Genomic DNA, 20,019 nt, shown 5'->3' on the forward strand with positions numbered 1-20,019 from the left:
AAATTTCAGGGAAAATAATGAATAATACAGTTAAAACCTTGTCTTCTGCATTAATCGCAGCAGCTTCTTTAGTTACGTTTAACGCCCAAGCAGAAATATTTTGGAGCGATAATTCGATCTCTTTATTAAAAAATCTTAGTGAATATGAAGTAGATACAAATGATGACGTAACTGTTATTACTTTAGAACACGCATCAGGACACAACTGGGGCGATTTATTCTTTTTTGCTGACCGTTTGGACTTTAAAGAAGATTCAAGCCACCCAGAAACCAAAGAAACATATGCAGAGCTATCACCACGTTTAAGTCTTAGCTATGTTACTGGCTCAAAAATGGAATTTGGCATCGTTTCAGATGTATTCATAGCAACAACGTGGGAACACGATACTTATGAAAACGAATTCTTTTCACAAAGTTTCGATAACTATCTTGTTGGTGTTGGTGCCGACTTAACAGTGCCAGGGTTTGCTTTTTTCAATGTAAATGTATATCAAGCTAATAATGAAAACATTGACAACGACACGCAACTAACCGTTGTTTGGGGCCTGCCGTTTAGTCTTGGTAGTGCAGACTTTATGTTTGATGGTTATATTGACTGGTCATCAGCAGAGGAAACTCATGCCGCTGATTTTCACTTTAATCCACAATTACGCTTAGATGTTGGTAAATACTTTGGTGTACCAAAGAAATTTGAAGCAGGATTTGAATATTCGTACTGGGTAAATAAATTTGGCCTTACCTTTCCTGATACAGAATCTGTATTTAGTGCGATGATTAAAGTTCACCTTTAACAGTAACCTGTCCACAAATAAAAAACACCACTAATTTGTGGTGTTTTTTTTGTATTTAAACTAAGAAATTAATCGTCTTTGATCCATGGTGAAATTACCGTTGGTGGTAAATCAAAACTAATGGCCTTTTCAGTAGAATGATTATCTTGATCAATGGCTAACTTGCATTTCTCTTGTTCACACACTAATGAAGATTTAAGCGCTCCGTCGACATAAGACATACTGTCTGGTCGGCTTAATTCAATATGTAAGCCATTTACGTTAGGCATCATAAACCAGAGGAACGAGCCAAACTCGTCAACCAATTCTTGCATCTGCTTGGTAATTAACGCTAATTCACTATAAGTAAAATCTGTTTTGGTTTTATCTTTAACCTGCATTTGCATTTGCAAAATACAATTTTGGTATTCATCTTTTAGTTTAACCCTTAGCAACGCAAACTTGTCGTACAGTTCACGCGATAAAGGTACAAGAAGTTGACCATCTTCAGCTATTTGAATTGCTGCCGGTTCTTTGCCTTGTGCAAGCATAGTTGCATCTACCAGTTCACAACGGGTTCTTTTATAAGAGTCGACCAGGTAAAAACCCATGGTAATGTGATCTAGCTTATTCTCTTTAATCAAATCCAATCGCTGGTAAAAGCCTTTATATTCAAGATCTACTGCTTGGCTGGCAAAAGCAGTTAGCGATAGGACGCCCACTGCGATGCATTTCTTAATTGAACTGAGTTTGTTTGAACTTTGTTTCATTTAATTTTTTACTCAAATTTACGCTTTAATGTATTTATGGTTATGACGCAGCATAGTATTTATTTCGACAATATAATCCATGCCACGCTCTGAATAAGGTAATAAACCGGTGGCCAGCACATCAGGACGAAGTTCGACGCCATTATCTCTTAACTGACCTCTTATTGTCCTGAACAAATCATATGCAGGGTTAGTATTAATATTGTGAAAATAATGATTTACCATTTGCTCAAGATCATCAAATGCCGCTACTTCATGATTTAACCCTGAGTCTCTACCTCTTGGTACCAATCCACAGTCCTTCTTAAAACACCACATGCCAAAAAAGTTTAACCCTATTCGGGCAAACCGAGAGCTGCCCCAAGCAGATTCATTCGCAGCTTGTACTAATACTAGCTCTCTTGGAATTTGATCTATTCTCAACAATAACTGTTCAACAATTACTGTCGATGAAGAGGTATTTTTTAACTTGTACTTTTTAGCGTATTTCGCTAAAACTTTGTGCTGTTTTTTGGTTAACTCTTGCTGTTCATTTAATACCAAAGAAATTGCAATAATTTTTGCTCGTCGCTTGGCAAGCTTAGTGTTTTCAGCATCGATTGCCGGTTTTAAAAAATCAAAGAATTGTTGTTTGCGTGTGGGTATATCTTTAATTGAGATAAAATCAGGCAGTTGCACGTCGTGTAAAGGTTTTTCAATGACAACTTGTTTGCTCGATTCTGTTTTCGGTCTATTTTCTATTGTATGTTCACTGATAAGTACTTCTGTTTCACTAATAAAAATAAACGGAAATAATGCCATCATAAAGATGACTATGAGTAATACACCTTTGATTGTATTATGCTTTTTTCTATTTGGACTAACCATTATAAGATCCTTCTTATACTACTACTGTAATCATATTACGCTGAAAAGAACATGTCTTGTTCACCAGGTTTGCCAATGACTTGCATTCGTACGCCAAAAATTTCGCGGTATAAAATACCTTTAATATTGTAATACAGTGGCGCAAGAAACCCCATGGCGACAAAAAATATTACCAATGCTATAAGTGGTGGAAAACCGATAAAACCGGGTAATAATGTCAACATAGCAGCCAACAGTAATATGCTGTATATCTGCAATAATTTAAACCATTGGAACCTAGTTGCTTTTAACGACAATACAATAGCTGTCATTGGCGACATATTTTTTTCAACAATAAGTGGAATTGTAAGTGACAAAGCCACTGCAAGGTATATGCCCGGTAAAATCAAATAAAAGCCTAAGGAGGTAATGCTCGCGATAATAAGGGCTGTAATTGCGGTATAGGCGCTACGTTTTAAAAATGAAAAAACAAAAGCCGTGCGAGTTTTTATGCCAACAGCATGAGAAATCCCCATCATCTCAATGCCTGCAATAAAAGGCCATAACAACACCGTAATGATTAAATTAATCGCCACTTGCGACTGATTGTTTTGCATCACGGTTTCGATTCCGCCCATATACTCGGCAGCGACCATGGTAATGATAATGCCCATTAAAAACACAAAAACCAACCCAGATAAAATGGCTTGTTTATTGGTTTTAGTTAAAGACCAGCCTTCTTTAAAAATTGCTTGAACATCTAACTTGTAATCACCCTGAACTGCTTTATCAAGGTTTGAGCCTATTTCAACGAATCTTTTTTCTTGCACGATAATGGTTTTCTTTATGAGAGTATGGAAATGATTATACCAAACTAACACTAAAAGTGATTAGTAAAGTATGGTTAAGTTTGTAATGAATTATGTTTAGGATACCAATGCAATCAGTAATATGCCTAAGTGAGTATAATTTTAACGGCTAATGCAAGTAAAACTATCCCCATAAAACGATCAATGATGTGCGCCTTTTGTAATAGCTTCTCTCTGAATTTGCCAATCGTTAACATAATCGATAAAAAGCAGAACCAAGCCGCTGTAGCTAATGCCATATAGCCACCATAAAATGCTTGCACAAGTGTTGGTGTTTGTGGCGAGATCACTAAAGAGAATAACGATACAAAAAATAATGTTGCTTTAACATTTAAACCATTTACTAAAAAACCGGTAAAAAATGCTTTAGTGCCACTTTGCTGTTGTTTTTGCGCAAATTTATCATCACTATGACCACTATTGGGCTTAGCTCTAAGGCCCTGAATGCCTATATAGCCTAGATAAGTAGCGGCAATGTAAGATAGTACGGTAAAATACATTGGATCGCTGGCAATCAGTAAACCAATACCGACTAAAGAATAGGTAACATGTAAAAGTATCGCGCTGCCAACGCCAAAACTGGTGATAATAGCAGTGCGGCGGCCACGGGTTAAACTTTGTTTTACGATAACGGCAAAGTCTGGACCTGGGCTAGCCACAGCCAAAAAGTGTACCAAAGCAATCGTTAAAAACTCAGCGTAATAATGGCTAAAATCCATGTGCAATATCCTTTATTTTTCTTTACTTATGCTGACAAGAAACTGTTTAAAAAAGTTACTACCTTTTTCATAGCATAACTCGATGTTTCTATCTGGAATACCTTCAGGATCAGGGTGAGCGTTAACCGCCCTCTCCATCGATTGTTCACGAATTACGTGCAAAATTGGAAATGGTGATCGGTTAGTGAAATTACTTTCATCATCTTCATCAACTCCATTAAACATATAATCCGGATGAAAAGAGGCTATTTGATATACCCCTTCATACCCTTCTGCCACAATAAGGTTTTCAGCCATATTGACTAGTTCCAAGTAATCATAAAAGTACTGAAAATTTTCTGGATATATCACTAACGAGGTTTCAATTTCAGGATGATCATCTAATCGTTTGCACTCATTCAATAAAGATTGCAAGGCGGTAGCTAAATCAACATTTCTAATAACCGGATAGGCAATAGTGTTTTGCACAAATTCCTTTTTAGCAAATGGACAGAAATTCAAACCGATAATGATTTTTTCTACCCATAGTTTACATTGATTGATTACTTGTTGATTGCTGTACATAGAACATTCTTGATTGGAAGATAGTTTATCAGCATCTAGTTTAACAAAATCGCATAAACACATGCCAATAGATTTTTAAAATAATTAAACGCCGGACTCCAAACTTGCTATTACCTATTGGTAAGTTACTATAATTATTAATTCCCATTGTAACGGCATGATATGTTTAAATTTATTTTTAGCACCTTCGATAAAATATTGTTTGCTGTAAATGCAATAATTGCCATGCAACTGCCAGGGTTTATTCAACAGTATGGACAGCGTATTTCTGGCCACTTAGCAGAAGCGCAATATCAATTGCAAAAATACCAGTATATAGCAGACCAACATTACCAAGGCGATATATTACTATTGGTAAAGCGTTATCAAATGAATAGCGATCCTGGTATAAACGCTGCCGGTGACGTGGTGTTTGATTTAATCGAACGTATATCTTTATTAAGTAAACAAGTATCTCATTTGTTTGAATCAGACTATGTCACTAAAATTTATTACTTTTTTATAGAAATAGATTTAGAAATCGCTAAAGCTACCTTACAAGATTATCAATTAACAATTCCATTAAATATCGCTGCAATAGCAACAGGAATAGGCTTTGCTATTTTCGCCAGTTTAATTTCTTCAATGACTTTAAAAATATTTCAAAGAAATACTTAATTATTTGAAATAATTGTGTACATTATAAGTAACAGTTTATTAACTTTATGGTGTTACTTTGAAAAAGACTGATGTATCAAACTACGACCATTACATGAAAGTAGTTGATTGCCAACAAGCCTGCCCCGCTCACACACCTGTTCCTGAGTACATCCGCCTCATTGCTGACAAACGCTACACCGATGCTTATATGCTTAATTGGCAATCTAATGTTTTCCCAGGCGTTTTAGGACGAGTATGTGACCGACCTTGCGAGCCAGCCTGTAGGCGTGGCAGAGTCGAAGAAGAGCCTGTTGCCATCTGTCGGTTAAAACGCGTAACCGCTGACTATAAAGATGATATTACCGAACGACTACCAAAAGTCCCCAGTGAAAATAATGGCAAACATATAGCCCTAATTGGCGCTGGACCCGCATCATTAACTGTCGCCAGAGATTTACTACCCTTAGGCTATCGTATATCGATTTTTGATCGCGATTTTAAAGGCGGAGGTATGATGCGTAGTCAAATACCCGCCTTTAGATTACCTGAAACTGTACTTGATGAAGAAATTGATTACATCCTTAATATGGGTGCTGAAACTCACTTTGGCACGCCAATTACCAGCCTGCATAAGCTATTACAAAGTAATTATGATGCGATATTTGTTGGCACTGGCGCCCCTAAAGGTCGTGCGTTAAACATTCCCGGTTACGAAGAAGCCAAAGCACAAATTGCCATTGGCATTGATTGGTTATCAAATGTCAGTTTTGGCCATAATGATTCGGCCCCCAAGCGAGTTGTGGTCCTCGGTGGCGGTAACACCGCGATGGATTGTTGTCGTACTGCAAAAAGACTTGGCGCAACAGATGTAAAAGTTATTGTGCGCTCAAGTTATGAAGCAATGAAAGCATCGCCCTGGGAAAAAGAAGATGCTAAAGCCGAAAGTATCGACATTATCGTTAACCATACCCCAAAAGAATTTGTTATTGAAAATGGTAAGTTAAAAGGCGTACTTTTTGACGAAGTTGAATCGTTTTATGACAGAGGCGGTAAACGCGTACTCAAAAACACTGGAAAAACATTATTAGCCGAGTGTGATTTAGTCTTAGTTGCAATAGGACAAGACACGTCTTTCCCATGGATAGAACGAGATATTGGTTTAGATTTTAATGACTGGGATCAACCTTGTTTAAATGACGCAACGTTGCAATCGAGTATTGAAAAAGTGTTTTTTGGTGGCGACGCAGCTTACGGTCCGGAAAACATCATTACCGCCGTAGCCCATGGTCATAAAGCCGCTATTTCTATCGATTTATTTTGCCAAGGTAAAACTCCTACCAAAAGACCAGACAGTAAGTTCAATCTTGTCAGCCAAAAAATGGGCATGCATGAGTGGAGCTATACCAATATTATCGATCACGATAACCGCAATCTTGTACCGCATATTAGTTGGGAGGAAGCTGTTAAAGAGCTGGCAACAGAAGTTGAACTTGGTTTTGATGAAAAATTAGCGTTAGAAGAAGCCAGTCGGTGTTTAAATTGTGATGTGCAAACAGTATTTACCGAAAGCACCTGTATTGAGTGTTCTGCTTGTGAAGATATTTGCCCAACTGATTGCATCAACTTTATTGCTGATATAAAAGATACCAACACGCCTGAACAAGAGCTGTTAAAAGGTAAGTTAAAAGTTGATAAAGCAACAGATGAACAAGATTATTTTATTTCGGACAACCTCAAAACCGGCAATATTATGGTGAAAGATGAAGACATGTGCCTACATTGTGGTTTGTGTGCAGAGCGCTGCCCTACCGGGGCATGGGACATGCAAAAACTTACCCTTGATAACATAGAGGCGACAATAAAATGATTAACAATAATACCTCTACAGTAAACACGAAAACATCGATTAACGATTTTGTGGTCAAATTTGCCAATACTAACGGTACTGGCTCAGCCAGTGCTAATAACATGTTTGCGAAAGCAATTATGCGCATGGGAATACCGGTTAGTGCTAAAAATATCTTCCCTTCAAATATACAAGGTGCACCAACATGGTATGAGGTGCGTATTAATGAAGATGAATTTTTAGGCCGTCGCGGTGGACAAACAGAAATAATTGTCGCCATGAATGCCCAAAGTTTTGTCGCAGATATAAAAGACGTCGCCCCTGGTGGCTATTTACTCTTTGATTCTTCTAAACAAATTCCAGAGCAATTATTAAGAGATGATATAAATTATCTTGGCATACCAATATCAGCTATATGTTTAAAAGAGTTCCAAAATCCAAGACAGCGACAATTATTCAAAAATGTAATTTATGTTGGTGCCTTAGCAGCATTGCTCGATATTGAATTTGGTGTGTTAAAAACCTTAGTTGGCGATCAGTTTAAAGGTAAAGAGAAGCTTATTACGCCAAATGTTTATGCGTTAGAGCTTGGCTTTCAATATGCAACTAACCACTTTTCTTGTCCGTTAAATTATAGAGTCGAACGCCGAGATCTTATTGGCAATAGAATTATGGTAGACGGCAATACTGGCTCGGGATTAGGTGCAGTTTATGGAGGCGCAACGGTTGTGGGTTGGTACCCTATTACTCCTTCTACCTCTGTCGTTGAAAAGTTTGCCAGTTACTGTCAGCGTTTAAGAATTGACCCGGCAACAGGTAAGAAAAATTTTGCCATTGTACAAGCAGAAGATGAATTAGCTGCAATAGGTATGGCAATTGGAGCCGGTTGGAATGGCGCTCGTTCATTTACCGCAACAAGTGGGCCTGGAATATCTTTAATGGCTGAATTTTTAGGATTGGCCTATTTCGCTGAAATCCCTGTGGTGTTAATCAATATACAACGCGCGGGTCCCTCAACAGGAATGCCAACAAGAACACAGCAATCTGATGTGTTAGCTTGTGCATACGCTTCTCATGGCGATACAAAACATGTTCTGTTGTTCCCAGACTCGCCAGCAGAGTGTTTTGAACACAGTGCCCTAGCCTTTGATTTAAGCGATAGGTTGCAAACACCGGTGATCATCATGAGCGATTTAGACCTCGGTATGAACGATCATTTATCTGCACCATTTATTTGGAATGACAAACAAAAATACGATTTAGGCAAAGTCTTATCTATTCGAGAGTTAGATAATATGGAAAGTTTCGGCCGCTATCGTGATGTTGATGGTGATGGCATATGTTATCGAACGCTACCGGGTACTCACCCTAATAAAGGCGCATTCTTTACCCGAGGAACATCAAGAAACAAAGATGCCGTATATTCAGAAAAATCCGCTGACTATGTAGAGAATATGGAACGTTTGCAGCGAAAATTTGCCACTGCCGCGACCTTAATCCCTAAAGCGGAAATATCAACAGGACTGCAAAGTACGCAAATAGGTCTAATTTACTATGGCACAACAACTCAGGCGATTAGCGAAACAAAGCACCTACTGCAAAAACAGGGAATTCCTGTAGATTCAATGCGTATTAAAGGTTTCCCTTTTGGTTCAGAAGTAGAAAAATTTATAGAGCAGCATGAACAAGTCTTTGTTATTGAGCAAAATCGTGATGGCCAGATGAAAACGCTACTCTCTACTGAGTTAAATATAGATCCTAATCGCTTAGCTTCGGTGCTGTGTTTTGACGGGTTGTCGATAACGGCAAACCAAATTAGCTCTGACATTATTCATGTTATAGAACAGCAAATACCAAACCAGGAGGTAGTGTAATATGAGCTTTGCAAAATCTAAATTTAAACATAAATCGCTGCCGGTAAATGACTTGGGGTTAACGTATCGAGATTACGAAGGCGCTATATCCACCCTATGTGCGGGTTGCGGTCATGATTCTATTTCATCAGCCATAGTTCATGCATGTGCTGAACTGTCGATAGAGCCACATAAAATTGCAAAAATGTCCGGTATTGGTTGCTCTTCTAAGGCACCAAATTACTTTCTAAATAACTCCCATGGTTTTAATACTGTGCACGGCAGAATGCCATCTGTCACTACCGGTGCAAATTTAGCTAATAAAGATCTAACTTATTTAGCCATGTCCGGGGACGGAGACAGCGCATCTATAGGCTTAGGTCAATTTGCCCATGTCGTAAGACGTCAGTTAAACATGGTATATATGGTTGCTAATAATGGCGTTTACGGTTTAACCAAAGGTCAACTGGCTGCCACCTCTGATCGAGGCGTTAAAAATAAAACTGGAGATATTAGCTTATTCAATGACATTGATTTGTGTACTATGGCTTTACAACTTGGTGCTTCGTTTGTTGCACGCTGTTTTTCTGGTGATAAAGCGCAATTAATACCAATTATCAAAGCAGCTATTGCCCATCAAGGTTTTGCCTTTATCGATATTATCTCACCTTGTGTAACATTTAATAATCATCCTGGTTCTACCCGCTCTTACGATTATGTACAAGAACATGTGACAACAGGAGCTGTGACAGATTTTGTCCCGACTAAAGAAGAAATCACAGCACAAACCCCAGAAGGCGAATTTGAAGATATTTGTTTACATGATGGCTCTTTAATGCGAATACATAAACTTGATAAAGATTATGACACATCAAACCGATTGAAAGCGATGACCGATGTTGAAGAGCATAAAGAACGAGGTGAAATTTTAACGGGTTTACTTTATTTAGACCCAACAGCAAGCACATTCCATGAATTGAATGACACTGCTGATACGCCAATGAATCAAGTTAAACAAGACCTACTCTGCCCGGGAGAGCGTGTATTAGGAACAATTAACGATAGTTTCAGGTAAAGGAGATTAAAGCTTCAAGCATTTCACTTGAAGCTTTATGAATTAGATTGTTTTTGCGATCACATCAAACTTACAGCTGATCACATTAACATTGGTATAACCTACTCGCATTAGAGACTCAGCAGCAAACGTTGCTCTGGCAGCAGAAGCACAGTGTAAATAAATAGCTGTGTTTTCTTCTTTTACCAGCTCCAGTATTTTCATCTCTAATAAACCACGAGGAATGTTAATAGCACCGGTTGCAGAGCCAGTAGCATATTCAGCAGGCTCTCTTACATCAATAAGTAAGCCCTTATTTTCTGACAATTCAATACGAGCCTGTTCGGCAGTTATTTTTCTAATATTTTTACTAACTTCTTTTAATAACTCAGGGATGGTTTTTAACATAAAAAATCCTGTTTTTTATTACTACTTAACACCAAATACCAATTACTGAATGAACTTGGTATAACTTTTCGGCATTATAATAAATAATTACTTTATTAACAGGTAATTCTGCGCTACTTTCTTTTCATCAATAATTCACAGGAATTTCAAGCTATCATGAACAACGGCATTGGCGGTTCAACCGCATCTGAAGAGTTAAAAAAATTAACGAATATGACCGCTGACATTCAGCCTATTTCGGCTGAAGAATATCAACAACGTATCGCTAAAGCCCAGCAGATAATGCAGCAAAATAATATTGCGGCAACCTATATCAATGCTGGGACGAACCTTTATTATTTCACCGGTACTCGTTGGTATGCTTCAGAACGTATGGTTGGAGCAATAATTCCAGCCAGTGGTGAGATAGTATATATTGCCCCGCACTTTGAAATTAGTACCCTTGAACAGTTTATGATCATTAAAGGTCAGGTCAGTAGTTGGCATGAACACGTCAGCCCTTATCAAACTTTTGCCCTAACGTTGGCGGCAATGGATATTACAACCGGTAACGTAGCTATTGATGAATCTACTGCATTTTTTATCGCCAATGGCATAAAGAATGCTGCACCACAACTTAACTTAATTGATGCTAAAGCAGTAACCGCTGGCTGTAGAATGCGTAAAACGGCAACAGAGATTGCCTTATTACAACGAGCTAAAGACATGACCTTAGAAGTGCATAAAGCTGCAGCGAGAATATTACATGAAGGCATTACTACGAAAGAAGTAGAAGCGTTCATCAATGAAGCTCATAAACGAGTTGGTGCCCCAGCAGGCTCTTATTTTTGTATTGTACTGTTTGGTGAAGATTCAGCCTATCCTCACGGCGTAGCGACACCTAAATCATTAGAGTTAAATGATGTCGTTCTTATCGATACAGGTTGTCAATTAGAAGGCTATAACTCGGACATTACCCGTACCTATGTGTACGGCACTGCAAGCACTAGACAAACTCAAGTATGGAATAATGAAAAAGAAGCACAACGTTTAGCGTTTGAAGCGGCAGAGCTTGGCCAGCCTTGTGAGAATACCGATAAAGCTGCTAGAGATTATCTTGCCAGTGTTGGTTTTGGTCCTGACTATAATATTCCAGGTCTACCGCACCGAACAGGACACGGCATTGGACTTGATATCCATGAATGGCCGTATTTAGTGTTAAACGATAAAACACCTTTAGCCATTGGTATGTGTTTTTCCAATGAGCCAATGATTTGTATTCCAGGCGAGTTTGGCATTCGACATGAAGATCATTTTTATATGACCGAAAATGGTCCTAAATGGTTTACCGAACCAGCCCACTCTATTGATGATCCCTTTGGTTATAACGCTTAATACTATTTATGAATTCTCAAGGTAAAATATTTATTATTGGTTTACCTCGTACGGCGACTACAAGTACTTGTGTCGCCATGCTAGATTTAGGCTTTAAGGTAGCACATACCTGCTATACCAATAATTGCTTATCTCAAGCGCAGGTTATTGCAGATGCCCCTGTTTTTTATCACTTTAAAGCGCTCGATTTAGCGTTTCCAAACTCAAGATTTATTTATCTTGAGCGAGATTTAGCAGACTGGCTCCCTTCAATAAAACAATTATTGTTAAGAATGCATACTAACGTTACACGAGAAGATGGTGGCTTCAACCCAATAATAAAACAAAGTTACACCAGTATTTTTGCTCCTTTTAGTATTGAACAACTAAATGATGATGAGTTTCTTAGGAATTGTTACTTAACCCACAAACAAGATATTGAACACTATTTTCATGATCGCCCTGATGATTTATTACATTTAAATGTTGCAGCAAAAGGCAGCTATCAAGCCTTACTAGCGTTTTTAAATTTACCCGCCAGTGAAAATGACTTCATAAAGATTAACATTGGCGGCAAAGTTACCGCCTGGAAAGACATTAAACACCCTAATAAAATTGAATCAACCAATAAGGGTCGTATCGATAAAACTATTCTTGATGATATTAAAGCTGGTTATCTTGATTAAATCTTCCTAGTAAGCTCTATTAAGATTAGTTAGAATAAAGCTAATTTAATTTTAGAGTGTATCTAGCCAAATGGTTGCTTTTTTCGAATATATCCCGCTTATCGTATTTTTTGTTTTTTATAAAATGTTTGATGTTTTTATTGCCACCGGAGCATTGATCGTCACTTCTGCATTGCACTTAGTCGTTATGAAGGCGACTGGTAAACCAATTTTAAATAGACATTGGATTTTCTTTGGGTTAATTGCCGTATTTGGTGGTTTAACTATATTTTTCCACGACGATACCTTCATTAAATGGAAAGTTACCATCATTAATGGCTTTTTTGGTGTCGCGCTGTTAGTCAGTAAATATGCGTTTAACAAGAATCTTTTGGAAAGTTTCATGGGTGAACAACTTAAGTTGCCAGATGCTGTTTGGAGTAAGTTTAATTTAGCATGGGTTGGCTTCTTTTTTACTTGTGCCCTTTTAAACTTATACATTGCCTTTAACTTTGATCAAGAAACATGGGTTAACTTTAAAGTATTTGGCTTAACAGGTTTAACCTTTGCTTTTGCGATTGTTTCAATAATGTCGATATATAAACATATTCCTCAAGAAGAAACTGAAACAGAAAATGTCAACCAAGACAAAATAGAGAAATAAACTATGTTGTATGTAATTTACAGTGAAGATGTACCTAATTCGTTAGAGCGTCGATTAAGTGTTAGAGACCAGCACATAGCTCGCTTGAAGCAGTTACAAAACGAAGGGCGTCTTGTTGTTGCCGGACCATGCCCTGCAATTGACAGTGAAGATCCTGGTACTTCAGGCTTCACGGGTTCTTTATTAATTCTAGAGTTTAATAGTTTAGACGATGCTCAAAATTGGGCTGATGCAGACCCTTATGTTGCAGCTGGAGTATACAGTAAAGTAACGGTAAAACCTTATAAGAAGGTTTTACCTGCCTAGTAAATAAACCTCAAAAATAAGGTCATTAATGATGAAAAGCACTATTATTGTGAAGTTGTTTTTTTCACTGGCTTATTTACCATTAACGACCTTTAGTGTTCAATTAAAAGCCGATCCAACTTATCCAATTAAGCAATGCCAACAAAGTACAAATAATCAAGTTGCTCTATCTCAATGTTTAGACATTAAAATAAAAAATCTTAATCAAGAGTTTAATTACTATGTTCAGCAACGAATTACTCAACTTGAAGAGCTGGTTGTTGTCACTGGCAGAGATGATGCATTAAAAGCCTTTAACCTTAGCTTAGATGAGTTTGCATCTTATCGAGAAGCTAACTGCCAATATCGCTACCAAGCAATGATGCCTGGCTCTGGTGCGGCTATTGAATATAAAAGCTGCTTTGTTCAACTCACTAAACAGCGATTAAAGCAATTGTTGAATGAAATTAACTAATACCTTTATTATTTCTGTTATTTACAGCCCTTGTAAATAACAGAAAAGGTAATGCTAACGGCCCTAAAACTGCCCCCATCACAGCCCAATATCTCGCTTTTTTATGTTGCCATTTCGCTAAAAAGTAACAAACGATGATAGAAGTCACATGAATCAGTAGCAATATCATAATCACCATATGTGTTATTGGCCTTCTTTTAGCTGTATTTGCGCTTGCTGTTCTTTTAATTCATCGGCAGCTTGGCTTTCATCGCCAAGCATAATTGAAAACCATTTAGTTTCCTCTGAGCCCTCTAGTGCAATTTTTATGATCATAGTAAGGGGAACTGACAATAGCATTCCAACGGTACCTAATAACCATCCCCAAAATATTAATGATAAAAACACCACTAACGTTGATAAGCCCAGACCTCGGCCTAAGTATCGTGGTTCAACCATATTTCCCATAACGGTATTAATCACCATATAACCAGCGCCTATCATCGCTGCGGCAAAAGGATTAAGTTGCAATAATGCCAATAACACTGCGGGGACAGCGGCAATTATTGAGCCTATATTAGGAATATAATTAAATAAAAATGCTAAAACCCCCCACAATATAAAGAAATCTAAACCAATTGCCCACAGCATAAAGCCCACCAAGCAACCGGTGGCAATACTCACATATGTTTTGATAGCGATATATTGATTGACTGAATTAAGGAATTTATCAATTTGTTGCATCTTCATTTGTGGATCTTTAAGTGCCAAGTGTAGTTTTGCAGGAATACTTGGCGCTTCAAAAAGCATAAAGACCACAGTAATAATGATCAGAAATAAATTGGCCATAATATTACCAAAACCCGATAACATATCGGCGGCAAACCCCATTGCGGCGGCAGGATCTAAATATTGCATTAATATTTTAGAAGACACGACAATGTTGTAATCGGCCAATTTGTCAATTAATCCGGCAAAATCATGAGTCAGCTGAGCTCTGTATTCCGGCATAACCGCAGATAGCTCATTTAATGAGTTACCAATTAAACTAGCCAAAGACATACCAATAGCGCCAAAAATAGCGATAACCAAAATAATAGCGACACCTTTTGGGATTTTATATTGCTCGGCTTTATTGATCACGGGGTTACACATGATGGCAATAAATAAGGAAAGTAAAAACGGGATTAATATGCTACTTGCTGTTTTAATACCAGCCATAATGATAACTAAAGAGGCCAAGATAATTAATACTTTAACTACCCCAGTGTTTTTGATTGATAAGTCCATGAGAAATCTCTTTATTTTTATATTTCATTAAGATAGCAAATAATGTCAATATTTACACTCTTAGTTGATATTAGGCTCTCAATATACTTAGCGTTTGGCTAACATTCGTCTCTTTTGCTCGCTTTGAACTATCATTAATATGAGGGGCATTTTTAGTAATTGTAAATAATTTATGAAAATTTTAATGACGGGCGGCACGGGTCTCATTGGCTCGGCTTTTATCACTAAATATCATCACAAATATAAATTTGTTGTGTTAACGCGCGATCCTAATAAATCTGCAAACCTCTTCCCTACATCACCAAACATTAATTTTATTGCTAACCTCACTGACCAAATAGCAATAGAACAGTTTGATGCTGTTATAAACCTGGCAGGAGAGCCTATTGCTGACAATCGCTGGACACTAAAACGAAAGCGTGCAATTTGTCAAAGCAGGTGGAAATTAACCAACAAACTGAGCCAGTTAATTAATGAAGCAGAAAATCCGCCCAAAGTATTTATTTCAGGCTCTGCGGTTGGTTATTATGGTCGACAAGGCAATACTGAGATTAATGAAAACTATAAAGACATTAATGAAGAGTTTAGCCACAAAATATGTAAAGTGTGGGAAAACAAAGCATTATTAGCAAGCGGTAGAAGTCGGGTTTGTCTTCTCAGAACCGGTATAGTCTTATCCAGCTCTGGCGGTGCATTAAGCAAAATGCTACCAGCATTTAAGCTCTGTTTAGGTGGCAAAATATCTACAGGACATCAATATATGTCATGGATCCACATCGAAGATATGGTGGACGGCATAGAGTTTTTATTAAACAACCAAAACTGTCAGGGGCCATTTAACCTAACAGCCCCCAAACCAGTCACAAATCTTGAATTTACCAAGGCATTGGCTAAATCTTTACATCGTCCAAGCTTTGCAACTGTACCTGCCATTGCATTAAAGTTGCTGCTTGGAGAAATGTCTGATTTATTACTCTACGGGCAAAACGTATTACCTGAACGACTGTTATCAGAGAAATTTAAGTTTAGCTACCCAAATATCAATATTGCCTTTGCCGATCTGCATGGTAAATAATACTAAGCCAATTTAGTAATTTATCGTGTCATAAAGTGCGTCTTATAAGCGTTAAACTGGACAAATTTAATAATCGCCAACAGGAGAACAATCCAACCAAGCCAACAAATAAAGCACCTAAACCAATGCCGACAAACCAATAAAAAAGATGCAATGAAGGTTGCATATCAAACACTTGAGTTTGAATAACATACACCCCTATTTCCATAGCAATGCTGGCCATAAAACCTGCAATAGCACCTAAAACAACAAACTCGAGTACTGTTGCCCCTTTTAATAAACTGCCTTTTGCGCCTAAGGTTCTTAAAATGGCTAACTCTCTTTCACGCTCTTCCATGCTAGCCTGTACTTGGGCAACTAAAACTAACGAGCCGGCAAGAACCACTAAAGCAAGAATAAACTCGATAGCCAGGGATACTTGGTCTATTACCGAACGTAGTTGACTGATCATAGCCTGTACATCTATGACAGTAATGGTTGGGTACTGAGATAAGAATGTCTGCATCGCACGTTGTTTATCTGTCGGTACATGCATTGCTGCAATATAAGTTGCAGGGAAATCTTTCAAAACCTTATCCGAGAAAATCATATAAAAGTTTGGCTGCATTGACTGCCAATTTACTTCACGGATACTGGTAACTGGTAATTTAATTTGTTCGCTACCAATTTGAAAACTTAACTGGTCGCCAATATTTATTTCTAAACGCTCAGCAAGCTTCGACTCTATAGAGACCTGTGCATACTCATCATTAGGGTCAAACCATTGCCCTTTTATAATATCGTTTTCTTTTGGTAAAACAGAATGCCAAGTCATATTCAATTCTCGACCAATGCCTTGCCTACCTTGATCGCTTCGATCTGTTTGTTCTTTACTCGCTCTTTTTAATAGCTTCTCTTCATTAATCGCGGTGAGTCTGCCCCTAACAATGGGGTACAAGTCACTGGCACTCATGCCATTTTCATTAAGAAAACTCTCTACTTGTGGTACTTGCGGTTTACTTATATTGACTAAAAACTGATTAGGCGCATTAACAGGAAGTTGAGCCTGCCATTCATTAATCAAATCATTACGTACTACCAACATCAATAACAATAGATTAATCGCAATGGTAAAACTCACCAGCTGCACATTATTTTGTTTACCACGGCGCTTTAAGCTCGCCATTGCTAAATGAAAAGACTGTCCAGCCTGACTGCCAACTGCTCGTCCTGTACTTATTAATAAACGACCAAGCAATAATAAAATAGCAATAATAACACCACCACTTGCCATTAACGCCAAAGATAGAACCCAGTCACCACTGAACATTATGAGCAACGCAAAAATAGCTATAAACGGAGGAATATTAGCAATAATGGATTTTTTGGTATCGATGTTATCGAAGCCATGAATAACCGCTAATACTGGCGTAGAAATCAACATTTTCATCGGCGTAATAGCAAAAGCTGAAGCGCTGATAATACCGGTTACTGTGGCAATAATTAATGGATATGACGATATACTTTCATTGGTTGTGGGTAAATAATCCGCCATTAACGACAAACCAATAGTTTGTAAACCAAAACCAATTGCTAAACCGATAGTAATAGAGAACAGAGATAAACTGGTCCAATGCAATAAATATAAGTTTCGTATGTGCCCTCTATTTGCGCCCATTGCTTTGAATACTGCTACCATTGGTTGGTGACGTTGACCGTATCGTCTACTGGCAACTGATACAGCAACGGCAGCCAGAATAATACCGAGCATACTGGCCAATGATAAATACTTTTCAGCTCGAGTTAATGCATTAGCTAAAGGAGTTTGTTGGCCTTTAACATCATACCAACGCTGTATTTCACTAACTTTTGGTTTTATCCATTGTTCGTATTGCTCTATTGCCTGCTCACTACCTGCAAATAAATATCGGTATGTTAATCGGCTTCCCGGTTGAACAACTTGTGTAGCTTCAACGTCCTGATAATTTATAAATACCCTAGGTCCTTGGGTGAATACACTAAATGATGCGTCAGGCTCTTTATTTATCGTACCTGCAATGGTGAATTCTGCTGCGCCAAGTTCAAGTTTGTCACCAACCTTTGTTGAAAGCTTTTCAAGTAACGAGGGTTGAACCCATACGGTCCCTATAGCAGGAGCGCCTTTAGCTAACACATTAGAGTTTACAGGGTCATTAATTAATAACTCTCCCCGAAGCGGATATGAATTGCTTACTGCTTTAACTGATGCCAATTGCATCTCATCACCAGCAAATACCATGGATGAAAATAACATCACCTGTGCATTGTCTAAGTGTAATTCTTTCGACTTTATCAGTATTTCATCATCTACAGGACGCGAAGATTGCAACACTCTGTCAGAGGCAATAAAGCTATTGCTTTCATTAATCAATGCAGATTGTATTTGCTGTGAAAACCCTGACAACGAAAACACTGTTGCTACAGCTAATATAATCGCCAGACAAATTATGGTTAATTCACCGCGTTTAAGTTCATGTCTGAATAGTCGTAAAGACTGTTTAACCCATATTGGCATGTTAGCCTACCTCTGCTACAGCTATTCTCGGCTTAAAAAACTCGCCTGCTTGCATAGTAAGCTGTCTTTCACAGCGTTGTGCTAATTTAGAGTCATGGGTAACTAAAACTAATGTTGTGCCCTGCTGTTGGTTAAGCTCAAACAACAGCTCAGTAATTTTCACACCTGTTTTACTGTCTAAATTACCGGTAGGTTCATCGGCAAATAAAATAGCAGGGTTAGAGATAAACGCACGAGCAATTGCCACTCGCTGCTGTTCACCACCAGATAATTGACCAGGGTAATGTTCAATTCTATCGGCAAGTCCTACTTTATCAAGCATTGCAATCGCTTTTTCTTTTGCATTAGTATCATTGGCAAGTTCCGCCGGTAACATGACATTTTCAAGTGCAGTTAGACTGTTTATTAATAAAAATGACTGAAAGATAAAGCCAACATGATCAGCTCTTACTTTACTGCGACGTTCTTCATCGAACGTATGCAACGCTAAACCGTTTAGGTATATTTCTCCTGAACTAGGTAAATCTAAGCCCGCTAAAAGTGACAATAGCGTGGTTTTTCCTGATCCGGAAGCGCCAATGATGGCAATACTTTCTCCTGACTTGACTTGTAAGTTAATTGCTTTCAGGATAGTTAATGATTTTTCATCACGGTTATTACTGGCAGTCTTCACTGATTTAGTAACATCGCGACATTCTAATATTATTTCAGGTTTTGTATTCATGCTTAAAAAATTAACTCTTTCATTATTGTTCATGTTAACCAGTACATTTTCAAATTCTCTACTGGCTCAACAATCTATTTTACTCTTAGGTGATAGTCTCAGTGCTAGTTACGGGATGCAAGAAAAAGATGGCTGGGTAATGTTACTAAATAATATGTTAGAACAAGAAAAAGCCAATTATCGCATCCTTAATGCCAGCATCAGTGGCGAAACCACCGGTGGAGGATTGGCAAGGCTACCGGGCATTTTAGAGAAAAACAACATTGATTATTTGCTGATCGAATTGGGTGGAAATGATGGTTTACGTGGTTTTCCACCAGCGCTAATTAAAAATAACTTGTTACAAATTATTGAATTAGCCAAAGAAAAAAATATAAAGGTTTTACTTTCTTCAATTCGCATCCCTCCCAATTATGGCCCAAGGTACAACAAAATGTTTTCTGACGTATTCGCTAACACAGCCAAAGAAAGCACGGTAACCTTACTTCCTTTTTTTGTTGAATCTGTTGCCGCTAATCCAGAATTGATGCAAGCGGATGGAATTCACCCTACCATTGAAGCGCAACCATTGTTAGCGAAAGAAATGAAGAAAATATTAGAAGATGCGATGTAACATGTAGCTTGGGGTGACCTGCAAA

21 protein-coding genes are annotated in these 20,019 nt (G+C 38.0%); 12 read left to right on the plus strand and 9 right to left on the minus strand.

Going from position 1 to position 20,019, the window contains the following annotated elements:
- Window positions 1-17 precede the first annotated feature (17 nt).
- On the plus strand, window positions 18-791 hold the full coding sequence (locus RI845_RS10220; protein ID WP_348386079.1) for an outer membrane protein OmpK: 774 nt from the start codon (window positions 18-20) through the stop codon (window positions 789-791).
- Window positions 792-859: 68 nt separating this feature from the next.
- Here RI845_RS10220 and RI845_RS10225 read toward each other — a convergent pair whose 3' ends face one another.
- From RI845_RS10225 to RI845_RS10245, 5 genes are all read right to left on the minus strand, one after another.
- The gene (locus tag RI845_RS10225) at window positions 860-1,540 is read right to left on the minus strand and encodes a DUF2987 domain-containing protein (RefSeq protein ID WP_348386080.1); all 681 of its coding nucleotides are present in this window, start codon (window positions 1,538-1,540) and stop codon (window positions 860-862) included.
- Between the two features lie 18 nt (window positions 1,541-1,558).
- Window positions 1,559-2,407: a glucosaminidase domain-containing protein gene (locus RI845_RS10230; protein WP_348386081.1), complete on the minus strand. Its 849-nt coding sequence runs from the start codon at window positions 2,405-2,407 to the stop codon at window positions 1,559-1,561.
- A gap of 35 nt (window positions 2,408-2,442) precedes the next feature.
- Window positions 2,443-3,216: a hypothetical protein gene (locus RI845_RS10235; RefSeq protein ID WP_348386082.1), complete on the minus strand. Its 774-nt coding sequence runs from the start codon at window positions 3,214-3,216 to the stop codon at window positions 2,443-2,445.
- A 125-nt stretch (window positions 3,217-3,341) separates the two neighbouring features.
- The gene (locus tag RI845_RS10240) at window positions 3,342-3,974 is read right to left on the minus strand and encodes a LysE family translocator (protein WP_348386083.1); all 633 of its coding nucleotides are present in this window, start codon (window positions 3,972-3,974) and stop codon (window positions 3,342-3,344) included.
- Window positions 3,975-3,986: 12 nt separating this feature from the next.
- A complete protein-coding gene (locus RI845_RS10245) occupies window positions 3,987-4,538 on the minus strand; it encodes a DUF1415 domain-containing protein (RefSeq protein ID WP_348386084.1) in 552 nt (183 codons plus the stop codon).
- A 162-nt stretch (window positions 4,539-4,700) separates the two neighbouring features.
- Between RI845_RS10245 and RI845_RS10250 the strand changes: the two genes are divergently transcribed.
- The 4 genes from RI845_RS10250 to RI845_RS10265 are packed head-to-tail and all read left to right on the plus strand — an operon-like array spanning window position 4,701 to window position 9,951.
- The gene (locus RI845_RS10250; RefSeq protein ID WP_348386085.1) at window positions 4,701-5,195 is read left to right on the plus strand and encodes a DUF2937 family protein; all 495 of its coding nucleotides are present in this window, start codon (window positions 4,701-4,703) and stop codon (window positions 5,193-5,195) included.
- Window positions 5,196-5,253: 58 nt separating this feature from the next.
- Window positions 5,254-7,044 (plus strand): FAD-dependent oxidoreductase, encoded by a 1,791-nt coding sequence (locus tag RI845_RS10255; protein WP_348386086.1) that lies wholly within the window; start codon window positions 5,254-5,256, stop codon window positions 7,042-7,044.
- The gene (locus tag RI845_RS10260) at window positions 7,041-8,897 is read left to right on the plus strand and encodes a 2-oxoacid:acceptor oxidoreductase subunit alpha (protein WP_348386087.1); all 1,857 of its coding nucleotides are present in this window, start codon (window positions 7,041-7,043) and stop codon (window positions 8,895-8,897) included. The genes RI845_RS10255 and RI845_RS10260 overlap by 4 nt, the downstream gene beginning before the upstream one ends.
- 1 nt (window position 8,898) lies before the next feature.
- Window positions 8,899-9,951, plus strand: coding sequence for a 2-oxoacid:ferredoxin oxidoreductase subunit beta (locus tag RI845_RS10265; RefSeq protein ID WP_348386088.1), 1,053 nt, complete (start codon window positions 8,899-8,901; stop codon window positions 9,949-9,951).
- Between the two features lie 42 nt (window positions 9,952-9,993).
- Here the strand turns inward: RI845_RS10265 and RI845_RS10270 are convergent, their stop codons facing one another.
- Window positions 9,994-10,338, minus strand: a complete 345-nt coding sequence (locus tag RI845_RS10270) for a rhodanese-like domain-containing protein (RefSeq protein ID WP_348386089.1) — start codon at window positions 10,336-10,338, stop codon at window positions 9,994-9,996.
- A gap of 156 nt (window positions 10,339-10,494) precedes the next feature.
- Between RI845_RS10270 and RI845_RS10275 the strand changes: the two genes are divergently transcribed.
- The 5 genes from RI845_RS10275 to RI845_RS10295 all read left to right on the plus strand — a co-directional run bounded on the left by RI845_RS10275 (window position 10,495) and on the right by RI845_RS10295 (window position 13,780).
- Complete coding sequence (locus RI845_RS10275; protein ID WP_348386090.1) at window positions 10,495-11,712, plus strand: M24 family metallopeptidase; 1,218 nt, start codon at window positions 10,495-10,497, stop codon at window positions 11,710-11,712.
- Between the two features lie 8 nt (window positions 11,713-11,720).
- Window positions 11,721-12,377, plus strand: a complete 657-nt coding sequence (locus RI845_RS10280) for a sulfotransferase (RefSeq protein WP_348386091.1) — start codon at window positions 11,721-11,723, stop codon at window positions 12,375-12,377.
- A 70-nt stretch (window positions 12,378-12,447) separates the two neighbouring features.
- On the plus strand, window positions 12,448-13,020 hold the full coding sequence (locus RI845_RS10285) for a septation protein A (protein ID WP_348386092.1): 573 nt from the start codon (window positions 12,448-12,450) through the stop codon (window positions 13,018-13,020).
- A gap of 3 nt (window positions 13,021-13,023) precedes the next feature.
- Entirely contained in the window at window positions 13,024-13,326 is a 303-nt protein-coding gene (locus tag RI845_RS10290; RefSeq protein WP_348386093.1) for a YciI family protein, read from the plus strand.
- Window positions 13,327-13,354: 28 nt separating this feature from the next.
- A complete protein-coding gene (locus RI845_RS10295) occupies window positions 13,355-13,780 on the plus strand; it encodes a lysozyme inhibitor LprI family protein (RefSeq protein WP_348386094.1) in 426 nt (141 codons plus the stop codon).
- Between the two features lie 183 nt (window positions 13,781-13,963).
- On the opposite strand, the gene RI845_RS10300 is transcribed toward RI845_RS10295, so the two are convergent.
- Window positions 13,964-15,049: an AI-2E family transporter gene (locus RI845_RS10300; RefSeq protein ID WP_348386095.1), complete on the minus strand. Its 1,086-nt coding sequence runs from the start codon at window positions 15,047-15,049 to the stop codon at window positions 13,964-13,966.
- A gap of 172 nt (window positions 15,050-15,221) precedes the next feature.
- Between RI845_RS10300 and RI845_RS10305 the strand changes: the two genes are divergently transcribed.
- Window positions 15,222-16,124 carry a TIGR01777 family oxidoreductase gene (locus RI845_RS10305; protein WP_348386096.1) on the plus strand — a complete coding sequence of 301 codons (903 nt, stop codon included), beginning with the start codon at window positions 15,222-15,224 and terminating at the stop codon, window positions 16,122-16,124.
- Between the two features lie 28 nt (window positions 16,125-16,152).
- Here the strand turns inward: RI845_RS10305 and RI845_RS10310 are convergent, their stop codons facing one another.
- Together RI845_RS10310 and RI845_RS10315 are read right to left on the minus strand one after the other, a co-directional pair.
- Window positions 16,153-18,657 carry an ABC transporter permease gene (locus tag RI845_RS10310; protein WP_348386097.1) on the minus strand — a complete coding sequence of 835 codons (2,505 nt, stop codon included), beginning with the start codon at window positions 18,655-18,657 and terminating at the stop codon, window positions 16,153-16,155.
- A gap of 1 nt (window position 18,658) precedes the next feature.
- Complete coding sequence (locus tag RI845_RS10315; RefSeq protein WP_348386098.1) at window positions 18,659-19,381, minus strand: ABC transporter ATP-binding protein; 723 nt, start codon at window positions 19,379-19,381, stop codon at window positions 18,659-18,661.
- Here RI845_RS10315 and RI845_RS10320 point away from each other — a divergent pair.
- Window positions 19,380-19,994: an arylesterase gene (locus tag RI845_RS10320; RefSeq protein ID WP_405054005.1), complete on the plus strand. Its 615-nt coding sequence runs from the start codon at window positions 19,380-19,382 to the stop codon at window positions 19,992-19,994. The genes RI845_RS10315 and RI845_RS10320 overlap by 2 nt on opposite strands.
- Window positions 19,995-20,019 lie beyond the last annotated feature (25 nt).

The organism is Thalassotalea nanhaiensis (assembly GCF_031583575.1).
GTDB lineage: Bacteria > Pseudomonadota > Gammaproteobacteria > Enterobacterales > Alteromonadaceae > Thalassotalea_A > Thalassotalea_A nanhaiensis.

Coding starts and splice junctions, on each gene's coding strand:
- RI845_RS10225 (WP_348386080.1), bottom strand. CDS start 1,540: ATGAAACAAAGTTCAAACAAACTCAGTTCAATTAAGAAATGCATCGCA.
- RI845_RS10290 (WP_348386093.1), top strand. CDS start 13,024: ATGTTGTATGTAATTTACAGTGAAGATGTACCTAATTCGTTAGAGCGT.
- RI845_RS10240 (WP_348386083.1), bottom strand. CDS start 3,974: ATGGATTTTAGCCATTATTACGCTGAGTTTTTAACGATTGCTTTGGTA.
- RI845_RS10285 (WP_348386092.1), top strand. CDS start 12,448: ATGGTTGCTTTTTTCGAATATATCCCGCTTATCGTATTTTTTGTTTTT.
- RI845_RS10310 (WP_348386097.1), bottom strand. CDS start 18,657: ATGCCAATATGGGTTAAACAGTCTTTACGACTATTCAGACATGAACTT.
- RI845_RS10295 (WP_348386094.1), top strand. CDS start 13,355: ATGATGAAAAGCACTATTATTGTGAAGTTGTTTTTTTCACTGGCTTAT.
- RI845_RS10265 (WP_348386088.1), top strand. CDS start 8,899: ATGAGCTTTGCAAAATCTAAATTTAAACATAAATCGCTGCCGGTAAAT.
- RI845_RS10220 (WP_348386079.1), top strand. CDS start 18: ATGAATAATACAGTTAAAACCTTGTCTTCTGCATTAATCGCAGCAGCT.
- RI845_RS10245 (WP_348386084.1), bottom strand. CDS start 4,538: ATGTACAGCAATCAACAAGTAATCAATCAATGTAAACTATGGGTAGAA.
- RI845_RS10250 (WP_348386085.1), top strand. CDS start 4,701: ATGTTTAAATTTATTTTTAGCACCTTCGATAAAATATTGTTTGCTGTA.
- RI845_RS10230 (WP_348386081.1), bottom strand. CDS start 2,407: ATGGTTAGTCCAAATAGAAAAAAGCATAATACAATCAAAGGTGTATTA.
- RI845_RS10260 (WP_348386087.1), top strand. CDS start 7,041: ATGATTAACAATAATACCTCTACAGTAAACACGAAAACATCGATTAAC.
- RI845_RS10300 (WP_348386095.1), bottom strand. CDS start 15,049: ATGGACTTATCAATCAAAAACACTGGGGTAGTTAAAGTATTAATTATC.
- RI845_RS10280 (WP_348386091.1), top strand. CDS start 11,721: ATGAATTCTCAAGGTAAAATATTTATTATTGGTTTACCTCGTACGGCG.
- RI845_RS10270 (WP_348386089.1), bottom strand. CDS start 10,338: ATGTTAAAAACCATCCCTGAGTTATTAAAAGAAGTTAGTAAAAATATT.
- RI845_RS10315 (WP_348386098.1), bottom strand. CDS start 19,381: ATGAATACAAAACCTGAAATAATATTAGAATGTCGCGATGTTACTAAA.
- RI845_RS10275 (WP_348386090.1), top strand. CDS start 10,495: ATGAACAACGGCATTGGCGGTTCAACCGCATCTGAAGAGTTAAAAAAA.
- RI845_RS10320 (WP_405054005.1), top strand. CDS start 19,380: ATGCTTAAAAAATTAACTCTTTCATTATTGTTCATGTTAACCAGTACA.
- RI845_RS10305 (WP_348386096.1), top strand. CDS start 15,222: ATGAAAATTTTAATGACGGGCGGCACGGGTCTCATTGGCTCGGCTTTT.